At 41.1% G+C, this 13,722-nt stretch carries 12 protein-coding genes; 1 reads left to right on the top strand and 11 read right to left on the bottom strand.

The genetic code is table 11. The annotated features are described in order from the left end of the window. Positions 1-377: 377 nt before the first annotated feature. Complete coding sequence (locus tag AAC000_RS18795) at positions 378-1,541, top strand: GNAT family N-acetyltransferase (protein WP_339724922.1); 1,164 nt, start codon at positions 378-380, stop codon at positions 1,539-1,541. 17 nt (positions 1,542-1,558) lie between these two features. Here the strand turns inward: AAC000_RS18795 and AAC000_RS18790 are convergent, their stop codons facing one another. The 11 genes from AAC000_RS18790 to AAC000_RS18740 all read right to left on the bottom strand — a co-directional run bounded on the left by AAC000_RS18790 (position 1,559) and on the right by AAC000_RS18740 (position 13,715). Next, on the bottom strand, positions 1,559-2,146 hold the full coding sequence (locus tag AAC000_RS18790; protein ID WP_339724920.1) for a DUF938 domain-containing protein: 588 nt from the start codon (positions 2,144-2,146) through the stop codon (positions 1,559-1,561). Between the two features lie 21 nt (positions 2,147-2,167). Continuing rightward, entirely contained in the window at positions 2,168-4,831 is a 2,664-nt protein-coding gene (gene metH / locus AAC000_RS18785; protein ID WP_339724918.1) for a methionine synthase, read from the bottom strand. Positions 4,832-4,840: 9 nt separating this feature from the next. Further along, positions 4,841-5,905 (bottom strand): homocysteine S-methyltransferase family protein, encoded by a 1,065-nt coding sequence (locus AAC000_RS18780; RefSeq protein WP_339724916.1) that lies wholly within the window; start codon positions 5,903-5,905, stop codon positions 4,841-4,843. 32 nt (positions 5,906-5,937) lie between these two features. Beyond that, the gene (metA, locus tag AAC000_RS18775; RefSeq protein ID WP_339724914.1) at positions 5,938-6,858 is read right to left on the bottom strand and encodes a homoserine O-succinyltransferase; all 921 of its coding nucleotides are present in this window, start codon (positions 6,856-6,858) and stop codon (positions 5,938-5,940) included. A 166-nt stretch (positions 6,859-7,024) separates the two neighbouring features. Continuing rightward, positions 7,025-7,447: a DUF2802 domain-containing protein gene (locus AAC000_RS18770; RefSeq protein ID WP_339724912.1), complete on the bottom strand. Its 423-nt coding sequence runs from the start codon at positions 7,445-7,447 to the stop codon at positions 7,025-7,027. Positions 7,448-7,537: 90 nt separating this feature from the next. Next, entirely contained in the window at positions 7,538-8,032 is a 495-nt protein-coding gene (locus AAC000_RS18765) for a chemotaxis protein CheW (protein WP_293750551.1), read from the bottom strand. 25 nt (positions 8,033-8,057) lie between these two features. Continuing rightward, on the bottom strand, positions 8,058-8,771 hold the full coding sequence (locus AAC000_RS18760) for a chemotaxis protein CheW (protein WP_339724907.1): 714 nt from the start codon (positions 8,769-8,771) through the stop codon (positions 8,058-8,060). Beyond that, on the bottom strand, positions 8,768-9,547 hold the full coding sequence (locus AAC000_RS18755; RefSeq protein ID WP_339724905.1) for a ParA family protein: 780 nt from the start codon (positions 9,545-9,547) through the stop codon (positions 8,768-8,770). Before AAC000_RS18755 ends, AAC000_RS18760 begins: the two co-directional genes overlap by 4 nt. Positions 9,548-9,646: 99 nt before the next feature. Continuing rightward, a complete protein-coding gene (locus AAC000_RS18750; protein WP_339724902.1) occupies positions 9,647-10,759 on the bottom strand; it encodes a chemotaxis response regulator protein-glutamate methylesterase in 1,113 nt (370 codons plus the stop codon). Positions 10,760-10,826: 67 nt separating this feature from the next. Next, a complete protein-coding gene (locus AAC000_RS18745; RefSeq protein WP_339724900.1) occupies positions 10,827-12,938 on the bottom strand; it encodes a chemotaxis protein CheA in 2,112 nt (703 codons plus the stop codon). Between the two features lie 12 nt (positions 12,939-12,950). Further along, positions 12,951-13,715 carry a protein phosphatase CheZ gene (locus AAC000_RS18740; RefSeq protein WP_339724898.1) on the bottom strand — a complete coding sequence of 255 codons (765 nt, stop codon included), beginning with the start codon at positions 13,713-13,715 and terminating at the stop codon, positions 12,951-12,953. Positions 13,716-13,722: the final 7 nt, after the last annotated feature.

Raw genomic sequence — 13,722 nt, 5'->3', positions numbered from 1 at the left:
TTTTTGTTGAAAGCCTTAGCTGCCAACTCAAACCAAGCGATACTTAGCGCAAACATTGCTTGCCGTGTCTATTTCTTCGGAAATTTGATGTTCTTTCAATTAACGGCGTTTTCTTATTTCGCCTATGCCTTTATTGGCGCGGCCTCGAATCAAAGATCCAGCAAACCGCTCATTGCTTTGTACGTTATGCGGATTAAATTTTTTAATCCATTCTAGGCTAAGGTTTCACTCAAAATCCCGTCGCAAAAGCGTCTTGAGTAATTCGTGTTTACTGTGCTCTCGTCCCGCAAGTAACTTAGTGATGGTATATTTAATGATCTTAGCATCATTCTCTGCCATATTAGGGTAGTAAACTTAGCAAAAGGTTAGGCCAAAAATTGTCAATTTTAAGCTCAAACTACAGATTTAAATTTAACACCTCTATTGAACAAATTGGTCAAACTGTATGGGACGATTTAGCAATGGGTTGCAGCCCATTTTGCCAATACACTTTTTTGCATGCCTTAGAAACTTCAGGATCGGTTGGCGGTCAATCTGGATGGCAACCTTATCATTTAGTAATCTATCAAAATTCGCAGCCTGTTGGCATCCTACCTTTATACAAAAAAACACATAGTTACGGAGAGTATGTATTTGATTTTGCTTGGGCAAACACATATCGACACTACGGAGTAAACTATTATCCTAAGTTAGTGGCCGCCATTCCTTTTACACCCGTAACAGGCGCCAGATTAATGCTCAATAAAGAAGTAGATAAACAACAGCTGTTACCTATTTTATGCCAAGAAATAAGCAATCAACTAGAAGTGAGCGGCATGTCTTCCATGCACTGGTTATTTGTTGAGCAAAACCTTAGTCAGTTGTTGCATACCCATGGGCAAATACAACGCAAAGCGGTTCAATTTGAATGGTTTAATCATCAATATACGTCTTTCGAAGATTATTTAACGTTCTTTAATTCGCGAAAAAGAAAGAATGTAAAAAAGGAACGTCTAAAAATCACTAATCAGGGAGTAAAAGTTGTACGTTTACATGGTGACAGTTTAACCGAAGAACTAATGGGCTTTTTTTATCATTGTTACCAACAAACCTACTTAAAACGCAGTGGTCATAACGGTTATTTAACAGAAGCGTTTTTTAAACAAATTTTCAAAGATTTACATAAGAACTTAATGTTAGTTATTGCTTTAAAAGATCAACAACCAATAGCAAGCGCACTATTTGTTTTTGATAAAAACCAACTCTGTGGACGTTATTGGGGGGCGTTAGAAGAAATACAAAACTTACATTTTGAGTGTTGTTACTACCAAGGTATAGAGTTCTGTATTGAACAAGACATCGCACATTTTAACCCTGGCACTCAAGGTGAACATAAAATTCTAAGAGGATTTGAGCCCATATATTGTTACTCAAATCACTCACTTAGAGAACAAGCCTTCCAAGAAGCCGTTGAACGCTTTATTCAACAAGAAAACACCCATATTACAGAATATAAAAACAACGCTGAAAAACTGTTACCTTTTAGACAAACAGACGAATAACCTGTGTAATGTGATAATTATCTTTTTTGCCAAATCAACATAAAATTATTAGCTGGCATAGCAATAGTTTCAATTAAATTTAGTGGCCTCGCCCATGTGACCAACTCATCAATATCTCGAATACCACCACATCCTTGCTCACTTAGATGCTGGTCGAAGGCTGCGTTTGAGTCACTGGTATATTGCCCTTGAAAATTATAGGGGCCATATTGGCAAAAAATGCCCCCATGAGGCAAATTATCAGCAACTAATTCCATCATAAGTTTAGACTCCGACGGTTGCATTATATGAGTGGTGTTAGCGGTATACACCGCATCAAAGTTCCCTAACGGCCAATCATTAGTACCAACAGTAAAACTAATAGGTTGATGCAAGTTGCTTACCTGAGCTTCGTCGAGCCAGGCCTTTATGCCTAGGTGATTATTAGGCATATCACTTGTTTGCCATTCTAGGTGCTTAAGTTTAGGTGCAAAATACGCAGCATGTTGACCTGTACCAGATCCTATTTCTAACAGCTTTTGTCTATCAGCCAACACCCGATTCAATACCTCTAAGATGGGTTGCTTGTTATTTTCACATGCTTGACTAAAAGGTTTATCGACCATAGTGATAGCGATCCTCATTTATTATTGAAGGTTAGGCCCTAGCCATTTTTCAGCTTCCAATCTGCTCCAATTTTTGCGAGCAGCATAATCCAGTAACTGATCTTCCTGTATTTGCGCCACCGCAAAATAGCGACATTCTGGATGCGAAAAATAAAACCCAGACACTGCGGCACCAGGCCACATGGCGTAACTTTCAGTGAGTTTCATACCAGTGTTTTTTTCAGTATCGAGCAAATCCCATATCAATTGTTTTTCAGTATGTTCTGGGCAAGCCGCATAACCGGGCGCGGGTCTTATTCCTTGGTATTTTTCTCGGATCAATTCTTCGTTAGATAAATTTTCATCAGGTACAAAGCCCCAAATTTCCTTGCGCACTTTTTCATGTAGATATTCAGCAAAGGCTTCAGCAAATCTATCGGCAAGTGATTTAACCATAATAGAATTATAATCATCGCCATCGTCTTCATATTCTTTTGCTAACGCATCTTCCCAAGTGCCCGCAGTCACTGCAAATGCGCCAAGGTAATCGGCTTTTCCTGACGACTTAGGGGCAATGAAGTCACTAAGACAATTATTCGCTCCTTTGGGTTTTTCGGTTTGTTGACGCAGATGGTGGGCAACATATGCCACTTCACTACGACTTTCGTCACTATAGATTTGAATATCATCTTGGACGCGGTTGGCTGGGAATATCCCCATGACACCACTGGCTTTAAGCTTGGGATTGTTACACAAGGTTTTCAGCATAACTTGGGCATCATCAAATAGATTTTGGGCTTCTTTTCCTACCACTTCATCTTGCAAAATACGTGGGTATTTTCCTGCTAAAGACCAAGTTAAGAAAAAAGGTGTCCAGTCTATGTAGTCAACCAACTCAGCCAAAGTAACACTCACCGCTGTCACTCCTAACTTATTGGGTACAGGGGGCTGGTAATTGTCCCAATCAAACTTAAAGCCATTTTCCCGGGCTTGCTCTAGCGTAACGGGTCTTGTACGTGGCTTTTTCTTAGCGTGTTGCTCACGCACTTTTTCATAATCGAGTTTTAATTCTTCTGCATAGATGGCACGATTTTCTGCGGTGATCAGTTTCTGACAAACTCCAACAGCTCTACTGGCGTTAGGAACATACACCACTGGATGTTGATAGTTATGCTCAATCTTTACTGCAGTATGTGCTTTTGAAGTTGTAGCACCACCAATTAGCAAAGGTAAGTCGAAGTCCAAACGTTGCATTTCTTTTGCAACATGAACCATTTCGTCAAGAGAAGGGGTAATCAATCCTGAAAGACCAATCATGTCAACATTTTCGTCTTTGGCTACTTGCAATAACTTAGCACAAGGCACCATCACGCCAAGGTCAATGATCTCAAAGTTATTACATTGCAGCACAACACCAACTATATTTTTTCCGATGTCGTGAACATCCCCCTTTACAGTAGCCAACAATATTTTGCCGTTACTGCTGCCTTGGTCTTTCTCAAGTTCGATATAAGGATTGAGATAAGACACCGCCTTTTTCATTACCCGAGCTGATTTAACTACCTGCGGAAGAAACATTTTTCCTTCACCAAATAAATCCCCCACTACATTCATGCCGTCCATCAAAGGCCCTTCGATAACATGCAGTGGTTTGTCAGCAGCAAGGCGCGCAGCTTCAGTATCTTCTTCAATAAAGTCCATTATGCCACGCACCAATGCGTGCTCTAGACGTTTGTTCACTGACAATTTACGCCATTCAAGATTGTCTTTGACCACTGCTTTGCCATCGCCTTGATATTTGGGCGCTAGCTCTAAAAGAGTATCTGTAGCTTGATCATGACGATTTAATATCACGTCCTCTACCGCTTCTTTTAACTCTGGAGGAATTTGGTCATACACTTCTAATTGCCCGGCATTAACGATCCCCATATCCATACCGGCTTTAATTGCGTGGTATAAAAATACCGAATGCATGGCTTCACGTACTGGATTATTACCTCGAAAAGAGAAAGAGACGTTTGATAAACCACCCGAGACATGAGCATGAGGTAGGTTTTGGCGAATACGTCGAGTCGCATTGATAAAATCTACAGCATAATTATTATGCTCTTCAATACCCGTTGCCACAGCAAAAATATTTGGGTCAAAAATAATATCTTGGGGAGGAAAGCCAATTTTTTCAGTGAGTAATTTATAACTGCGCTCACAAATCTCAAATTTTCGTTCTTCAGTATCTGCTTGCCCTAACTCATCAAATGCCATAACAACAGTCGCGGCACCGTAGCGCTTTAACAACTTGGCTTGATGTAAAAAGTTTTCTTCACCTTCCTTCAAACTAATGGAGTTAACTATGGCTTTGCCTTGCACACATTTTAAACCTGCTTCGATGACAGACCATTTCGATGAATCAATCATGATAGGCACCCGAGAAATATCGGGTTCAGAAGCAATCAAATTTAAAAAGCGTGTCATGGCGGCTTCAGAGTCCAACATGGCTTCATCCATGTTGATATCTATAATCTGCGCACCATTTTCAACTTGTTGACGGGCTACATCTAAGGCTTTTTCATACTCATCATTAAGGATCAAGCGCTTAAACATAGCAGAACCAGTGACGTTAGTACGTTCACCTACATTGATAAAATTTGCTGAGGACTTAGCCACTATAAGAATGGTCTGCTCATTGTCTACGTCATTTATACTCATCTCAACCGCCTAATGGACAAAAGGTTCTAAACCAGACAGGCGCATTCTCACCTCTCGTTCTACTATTTTACGAGGCGCGTAATCTTTTACCGCATCAGCGATGGCCGCAATGTGTTTTGGTGTACTGCCACAACATCCGCCTACAATATTTAATAAACCAGACTCTGCCCATTCTTTAATGTGCGAAGCCATCTCATCACTTTCCATGTCATATTCACCAAACTCATTTGGCAAACCTGCATTCGGATGAGCAGAAACAAAACATTCAGATACCTGAGATATTTCCTCAACATATTGACGCAATAAATCGGGGCCTAATGCGCAATTTAAACCAAAGGAAAAAGGGTCAACATGGTTCATCGAATAATAAAAAGCTTCAGCCGTCTGACCTGAAAGTGTGCGACCAGAGGCATCGGTAATGGTACCAGAAATCATCACGGGTAGATTAAAACCAAGCTCATCAAACACAGTTTGCACTGCAAATACCGCCGCTTTTGCATTTAAGGTATCAAAAATGGTTTCCACCATAATCAAATCTGCTCCGCCCTCAATTAATCCATGGGTCGCTTCCACGTAAGCCACCACTAATTCATCAAACGTTACATTGCGTTTAGCGGGGTCGTTTACATCTGGAGAAATAGAAGCGGTGCGGCTAGTTGGTCCCAATACTCCCGCAACAAACCTAGGTTTATCGGGAGTTTGCGCAGTAAACTTATCCGCTGCTTTTTTAGCTAACTTGGCTGCTTCAATGTTTATCTCTTTTGCCAAATCCTGCATATGGTAATCGGCCATAGAAATAGTAGTCGCATTAAATGTATTGGTTTCAATTATATCTGCACCCGCGTCAAGATAAGCACAGTGAATGTCGTAAATAATTTCAGGCTGGCTCAACACTAATAAATCATTGTTGCCTTTTACATCGGAATGCCAATCAGCAAAACGTTCACCGCGATAATCCGCTTCTTCTAATTTATGTTCTTGGATCATGGTGCCCATGGCCCCATCGAGCAACAAAATACGCTTATTGGCTGCTTCAATCAGTTGTTTCTCGGTCATTCTTTGACTCAATGTCATTCCTCTTTTTTCTTACCTATAAAATTTTCTTTTCACTCAGCAAGCTGAGTCAAATCATAAGGAGTATTTTGGTAAACATAATAGTTCAACCAATTGGTAAACAATAAACTGCCATGGGCTCGCCAATTAACAATAGGCTCTTTATTTGGATCGTTATCGACAAAGTAGTTTACTGGGATTTGCGGCTGACCATTAGTCGATAAATCTCTTTGGTATTCTTGTTTTAAACTTTCAGGGTCGTATTCAGGATGCCCAGTGACAAATACCAAACGTTTGTCTTCTGACGCAACTATATATGCGCCTCCTTCATCAGATTTAGCCAATACATTCAAACCAGGAATGGATGCGTAATCATCCAAGCTTATTTCGCCATAACGAGATTGTGGTGCGTAAAAAGCCGGGTCAAACCCCCGAAGCAATTCATCGTGTTCATTTTGCACAAAATGTCGATAAACGCCGCTTAATTTTTGATCACGAAGTGCCCTATTTTTACCAAAAAAGTGATAAATTGCAGCATGAGCAGCCCAACAAGAAAATAAAGTAGACTGCACATGACGGCGCGCCCAGTCCATGATAACAGTCATTTTTTCCCAGTATTTCACATCTTGATAAGCAAGGTGTGCCAGAGGTGCCCCTGTCACAATTAGCCCGTCATATTTTTTATTTGCCACATCATCAAACTCAACGTAAAAATTATCCATATGTGCAGCAGGGGTATTTTTGGGTGCCTGGTTATCAATACGAATTAAATCGATATTAACCTGCAAAGGTGTATTAGAAAGCAAACGTAAAAACTGCTCTTCAGTTTCCATTTTATTTGGCATCAAATTTAAAATACCCACCTCCATCGGCCGGATATCTTGCGTCGCAGCGCGCTCGGTATCCATCACAAAGATATTTTCTTTGTTTAAGACATTTTGTGCAGGCAAATTACTTGGGATTCGAATTGGCATAAAGGATCTAAGGCTGAAAATGGTGTTAACAAATTTGGCTTAATACAATAAAAAAGTCAACATCTTTACGTCTAGACGTCTAAATGAAATTGATAAAATATTATAAAAACAGTCTTAGACTGTCAGTTGGAACCCATAATTTAATCTAAATTGAAAAATAGAAGAGTTATCTTTGTCTATTATGAAGATTGAATAGTAACTCAGCCTCTGCAGCTGGCATGTCACATTCGCGCATTACATCTTCGAGGCTAGCCCCTTGACTAATAAGCTTTGCGCCTTTGCTATAGAAGCGACTCTGGGGATCTTGTTCTACAAGACTTTCAGCTAAAGTTTGTTGGGCTGTTTGTAAACTATCGACTTGATGCACCAATTCTTTGACACGACTAATAACACCATAATTGCCACTACGGATTTCATGTATTTCTTCTTTAAGGTCATTGAGCTTTTTGCTAAGTTCAGACTGCAAGTGAGTTTGCGTGGCAATGGCTTTATTTTGAGTGCTATTTCGTTTAAACAGCACCAATATAAACGTTAAGCTAACAATAGAGACAAGCAATGCTATTAAGCCTAGTAGTAATGGGAAACTCATAATTATCTCTAAAAAGGTAACAATACACGCCCCACTATAACGTAATCAGGAATTTTACGTATAGTAAGACGTGCAGTCTAAGTTGTACGCTTAGATATTGGTAATTTCGGTCCACTCTTCGTCACTGAGTAATTTATTTAGATCAACTAGGATAAGTAGTTGACCATCTCGGTTACTCACACCCTGAATAAACTTGGCGCTTTCTTCAGTACCCACATTAGGGGCACTGTCGATTTCAGAAGAACGCAGGTAAACCACTTCAGCCACACTGTCCACGAGTATACCTACCACTTGGTCATCAGATTCAATAATGACGATTCGGGTATTGTCTGAAATGTCAGACGAAGGTAATCCAAAGCGCGAACGTGTATCGATAACCGTAACAACATTGCCTCTTAAGTTAATTATCCCCAATACATAATCTGGAGCACCCGGGACTGGGGCTATCTCAGTATGACGCAACACTTCTTGTACCTGCATTACATTAATACCGTAGGTTTCTTCACCTAATTTGTACGTAACCCACTGCAGGACTTCATCACCATTTGCGGCTACTGTATTACTTGAATTTCTGTCGTCACTCATTCCCATTGCTCCGGCCCAAAATAGGCTAATCGTTGCTGCTTAAACCTTGATTCAACATGTTGATCAACTGTTGTACATTCACCAAGGCACACATTTTCTTTTTAACCATCCCAGATAACCAAGGGCGACTGCCTTCTACATTTCGCCACTTAACGTCATCTGGTATCAATGTTTCGGTGGCAACCAAACTTTCACAGCTTAACCCCCAACCACTTTCACCTAATACTATAAGATATTGATATTTTGTGGATTCTGCCAGCTTTTCAGCAGATTTTTCTGGCATTACCCACTTTGCTGTGTCGACCACATTAAACTTTTCGTCTCGATGCAGCAAAACGCCTTTAAACCATGCAGGTTTGCCAAAAAGTGGGTTAATACTCTCTATCTGATGTATTCCGCCTAATTCAGTCAAAGGTACTGCCATTGTCATACCCGCAACCTCGAACAAAAGTACCTGAAACTCCCCTTTAGGAATAACAGGAATAAACACTTTGGTTGGCGTATTAGTCTCTACTAACTTTTTTTCGACCTGAGGCTCAAGAACTTTAGCAATCACTGGCACGGCTTCAACTGTTTCTACTGCAGGTTGAATAAACGGCTCGGTTCTTGGAATCGGTGCGGTCTTTAATAACTGCTCAACAGATTGTCGCTGAACATCTTCAAGAATGGGCTCATCTGTCAACAAGGCTGACATATAATCATCCATCACATCTTCGTTAGCGAATGGAGTACCACTCATTTTTGTGTTTCCAATTTTTGTAGGTAACTAAGTAACTTAGCATAAGCGAAAACCCCACGGGATTTAGGGCAATATACTGATGGAGGACTTTGCGCCTGACTGGCATCTCTAAATCGTGTATCAATTGGAATTAATCCAACCCATACACTCTCTTTATAGGTACGGGTTAACGTACTGTATGCGTCAGTAGCTGCATTCACACGTTTATCGTACATAGTCGGCACTATAGTATAAGCGAACGTTTTTGCTAAAGATTTCTGCATGATTTCCATAGAATGTATCATTCTATCCAAACCTTTTAATGCTAAAAATTCAGTCTGTACTGGGATTACAACTCTGTCACAGGCTGCCAAAGCGTTAATCATTAACACCCCTAAAACTGGTGGGCAATCAATAAGAGCGTAATCAAACTCATCGCGTATAAGATCTAAGGCTTGCCGCAAAATTAACCCCATTCCACTTTGTGTACCTAACTTTCGGTCCAAAGTAGCCAGTGCCATTGTAGCGGGTAAAATAAATAAAGAGTCTAATTTAGTCGGGCTTAAACAGTCTAAAACATTTTCTTTAGTAACAGACTTTCCTGCCATAAACACGTTATATAAACTTGCAGACAATTCTTCCGAGTCAACGCCAAAATAATAACTTAATGAAGCCTGCGGATCGGTATCTATCAAAATCACTCGTTGCCCACTTTGGGCCAACAAACCGCCAAGTGTCACTGTTGTGGTTGTTTTACCTACACCACCTTTATGGTTTGCTACAGTCCAAACTACCACAGTAACATCCACACTTTACGAAACAGCGTTAAGGATAATGCCATGACAGATAGACCAACATTTTCATTTTGAAACAACACCCACAGAGCTCCTTTTCCCCTAACCTACAATTTCGTTAATGATATGGCCTGCCATGTGAGCAATATCATAATTCGCTTGGGATATATTGGCGACAGTAACAGCCTGAGGCATCCCATAAACAACACAACTCTGCTCATCTTGTGCCCATATTTTAGCACCATTGGCTTTTAACTTTTTACAACCTTCTCGGCCATCGGCCCCCATGCCCGTTAAGATAATGGCCAGTACATTTCCAGAATACACCTCGGCTACAGATTCAAAAGTCACATCAACACTTGGCTTATAGGTTATATCTGGAAAACGTTCTGGTTCAGAAATGACGATCTTCACGTGACCTGCTCTGCCTTCAAAGGTCATTTGTTTACCACCTGGCGCGAGATAACATACCCCAGGTTTTAAGTAGTCACCATTAGCCGCTTCTTTTATGGTCACATCACATAAATCATCGAGGCGTTTGGCAAATGCTTGAGTAAAAGAGCCGGGCATATGCTGCACCAGCACGACTGGAATAGGAAAATCACTCGGTAACTCAGTTAAAATTTTCTGTAACGCCACAGGGCCACCTGTAGAGGTGCCTATAGCTAAACATTCGTAGCGACTTAAATGGCTAGCACCTAAGTTCGTTTTTCTACTGGCTGTACTACCAATTCTGTTTACATTATGGGTTGGCAGCGTATTCGCTGAATTAAATGCTTCAGAGCGTGTTCTTGACAAAAAATGAGAGCCGAATACCTTTCTACCGCACAGAGCCTTGACCCGGTTTTGTAGCAACAAAATGGCTTCTTTTCTATTTAAAGCAATATCTTCGAATTTTTTAGGGAGAAAATCTAATGCACCGGCATCCAATGCATTCAACGTTGCCAATGCGCCCTCCTGAGTAAGTGACGAAAACATAATAATAGGAACAGGGTTACTGGCCATTATTTTCTTCACTGCTGTGATCCCGTCCATGACAGGCATTTCAATATCCATTGTCACAACATCAGGTTTTAAAGAAGCAACTAAGGTTAAGGCTTCCTCACCATTTTTGGCTTCACCTACTACTTCTAATTCAGCATCTTCTTCAAGTATCTGTTTTATTCTGCGGCGAAAAAAAGTTGAGTCATCAACTATCAAAATCCTATATGTCATCTTCGCCTATTTTACCCGTATCTATAACTATCACTTTCTTTGTTAGGCTTATTAAGCGCATAAGTACCTATGTTTTTTTGGCCGCATACCTTTTCAGTAATCCTGGCACATCTAATATCAAGGCAATACCACCGTCACTGGTTATTGTAGCGCCTGCCATGCCGGGTGTACCTTGAAGTAACTCATCCAAAGGTTTGATAACCACTTCTTCCTGTCCAATCAGCGCGTCTACTACAAAACCAAGCTGCTGGGTACCGATTTGCACAACAACAACATGACCTGTGGTTTTATCAATATTCACTTCCCCTCTTGCCAACCACTCTCCCAAATAAAATAGTGGAATGGCTTTAGAGCGAACGATCATGGTTAACTGACCGTCAACAGTATTGGTTTTTTTCATATCAAGATTGATAATTTCATTCACAGATCCTAGGGGCAACGCAAAGGTCTGTTCACCAATCACTATCATCAGCGTGGGTAAGATTGCCAAGGTTAATGGCACTTTTATTTCAAGTGTAGTACCCACGCCCATCTTGGAGTCGATATTCACGGAACCATTCAACTGATTGATTTTAGTTTTTACTACATCCATACCGACACCACGGCCAGATACTTCAGATATCTCAGTTTTTGTTGAAAATCCTGGAGCAAAAATCAAATTAAAAGCTTCAACATCGGTCATTCTCGCAGCGGTATCAGCATCCATCACACCTCGGGAAACCGCAATTTCCTTCAATTTGTCAGGATCCATGCCCTTACCATCGTCAATAATGCTGAGTAGGATATGGTCACCTTCTTGAGAAGCAGACAACTTAACCGTGCCCATAGCAGGTTTACCAGCAGCCTTCCTGTCCTCTGGCATTTCAATACCATGGTCAACAGAATTTCGAACCAAATGCACTAAAGGATCGGCCAAAGCTTCAACCAAATTTTTATCTAAATCAGTCTCTTCACCTTCAAGAATAAGGGTTATTTCTTTTTTCAATGTCCTCGCAAGATCACGCACAACACGAGGAAAACGCCCAAATACTTTTTTGATGGGCTGCATACGGGTTTTCATGACCGCGCCTTGCAAATCACCAGTGACAACATCTAGATTCGCTATGGCTTTTGCCATACTTTCATCATTAGCATTGGCACTCAGGCTGAGTAGACGGTTTCTAACCAGTACTAACTCGCCAACCATATTCATTATTTGATCAAGGCGCTTAGTATCCACCCTTACAGTGGTTTCAGCTTGAGGAGGAGGTGCTGACTTTTTCTCTTCTTTCTTAGGGACTGCAGGTTTAACTGCTTCTACTTTATTAGCTGGGGCTGGTGTCGGTTTAACCTCAGCTGGCTGCACCGCAACGGGTTTTGTTTCTTTGACACTCACTGACTCGACTGCCGGTCCTTTGCCTTTGCCATGAAGTTGGTCTAAAAGAGCTTCAAATTCATCATCAGATATATCATCTCCTGAGGAATTATCCTCCTCTGAGGTTGTAGGTGTCTGTTTTTCCGTAACAGGGGTTGGAGTTTCATCCCCCTTAAACTGACCTTTACCGTGTAATTGATCTAGAAGTGCCTCAAACTCGTCATCACTGATATCTTCATCACTATCTCTGGTAGATGATTCTTCTGTTTTAACAGCTTCCTTAGTACCAGGGGCATCACTGCCATGCAACTCATCTAATAAAGCTTCAAATTCATCTTCGCTAAAATCATCGGAACTTGTTACCACTTCATCAGTAGCCACAGATTCACTGACAACGGTTTCAGGTGCTTTTGAAATTGCTGCCTCGTCAGCCGTTTCAGGCTTGCTGAGTCTGGTAAGTGTATCAATAAGGCTCTTCTCAGCTGCAACGAGTGGCTCGCCCGCTTTGACAAGGTCGAACATTTGCACAACTTCATCGGTGGCCTGTAATATTACATCCATGAGTTCAGGCGTAAGGGCTCGTTGGCCATTGCGCATGACATCAAACACATTTTCTGCGCCATGGCATATATCGACTAGTTCAGTCAGCGATAGAAACCCGGCCCCACCTTTAACGGTATGATAGCCTCTAAAAATGGCATTAAGCAGATCTGCATCTTCTGGATTATTTTCTAGATCGACGAGCTGCTCTTGCAATAACTCTAAGATCTCCCCGGCTTCAACCAGAAAGTCAGCTAGTATTTCCTCGTCAACATCAAAAGCCATTTTAAAGCCCCCTTAAAATCCCAGACTCGAAAGCAAATCATCAACGTCATCTTGATCTGACGCTACGTCTTCTCTGCTGTCGGCATCCAAAATTGGACCTTCAGCCTTTATCATATCGGCTTCATTCTCAGATTTGTTAGGCTTTTCAATCACCTCGGCACCATCTTTTGATGCGACGCCGCCAAACATAGTGAGCATGTAGACTAGATTGTCTTCAACTTCTTTAACTAGCTCAATAACTCGTCTTATAACTTGACCAGTTAAATCTTGATATCCTTGAGCCATGAGTACTTCAGTCAACAGACCGGTTAACTTCGCAGAATCTTCACTACCATTTTTCAGAAACGTATCCAGTTCCTTTACGAGTAAGTTAAATTCACCCAATTGCAAATCTCGAGCAATCAGTTTATTCCACTCGGGTAATACCTTCACTATGCCGTCATGCAATTTTTCGGCAATAGGCATGCAAGAATCAACCAAATCCATGGTTTTATTTGCCGCCTCTTCCGTTGCTTCGATTACATAGGTTAGTCTTGTTTGCGCATCTGGAATATCTTCGTTCGCCATATCGACTATACGAGGATCGAGCTGAAAATTATTTAATGAATCATGGAGTTGGCGTGTCAATTTGCCCACTTCAGCAAATAACTCTACGGAGTTTTGGGCGCCGGCGGATTCAAGTAAATCTTGCGCCCCTTGGTTATCTCCGTTTTCTAAAAGCGTTACTAATTTTTTTGCGTCATCAAGAGAAATTGGCGCATTTTTCAAGGCCGTCATACAGTCT

The organism is uncultured Paraglaciecola sp. (assembly GCF_963977085.1).
In the GTDB taxonomy this organism is placed as follows: Bacteria; Pseudomonadota; Gammaproteobacteria; order Enterobacterales; family Alteromonadaceae; genus Paraglaciecola.
This window is presented reverse-complemented; position numbering and strand designations above follow the sequence as displayed.

What these genes read in the sequence shown, in the direction of transcription:
- AAC000_RS18765 (WP_293750551.1), bottom strand. Translation starts at nt 8,032, where the DNA reads ATGAGTGACGACAGAAATTCAAGTAATACAGTAGCCGCAAATGGTGAT.
- metA (WP_339724914.1), bottom strand. Translation starts at nt 6,858, where the DNA reads ATGCCAATTCGAATCCCAAGTAATTTGCCTGCACAAAATGTCTTAAAC.
- AAC000_RS18750 (WP_339724902.1), bottom strand. Translation starts at nt 10,759, where the DNA reads ATGACATATAGGATTTTGATAGTTGATGACTCAACTTTTTTTCGCCGC.
- AAC000_RS18790 (WP_339724920.1), bottom strand. Translation starts at nt 2,146, where the DNA reads ATGGTCGATAAACCTTTTAGTCAAGCATGTGAAAATAACAAGCAACCC.
- AAC000_RS18770 (WP_339724912.1), bottom strand. Translation starts at nt 7,447, where the DNA reads ATGAGTTTCCCATTACTACTAGGCTTAATAGCATTGCTTGTCTCTATT.
- AAC000_RS18760 (WP_339724907.1), bottom strand. Translation starts at nt 8,771, where the DNA reads ATGAGTGGTACTCCATTCGCTAACGAAGATGTGATGGATGATTATATG.
- AAC000_RS18780 (WP_339724916.1), bottom strand. Translation starts at nt 5,905, where the DNA reads ATGACATTGAGTCAAAGAATGACCGAGAAACAACTGATTGAAGCAGCC.
- AAC000_RS18740 (WP_339724898.1), bottom strand. Translation starts at nt 13,715, where the DNA reads ATGACGGCCTTGAAAAATGCGCCAATTTCTCTTGATGACGCAAAAAAA.
- AAC000_RS18745 (WP_339724900.1), bottom strand. Translation starts at nt 12,938, where the DNA reads ATGGCTTTTGATGTTGACGAGGAAATACTAGCTGACTTTCTGGTTGAA.
- metH (WP_339724918.1), bottom strand. Translation starts at nt 4,831, where the DNA reads ATGAGTATAAATGACGTAGACAATGAGCAGACCATTCTTATAGTGGCT.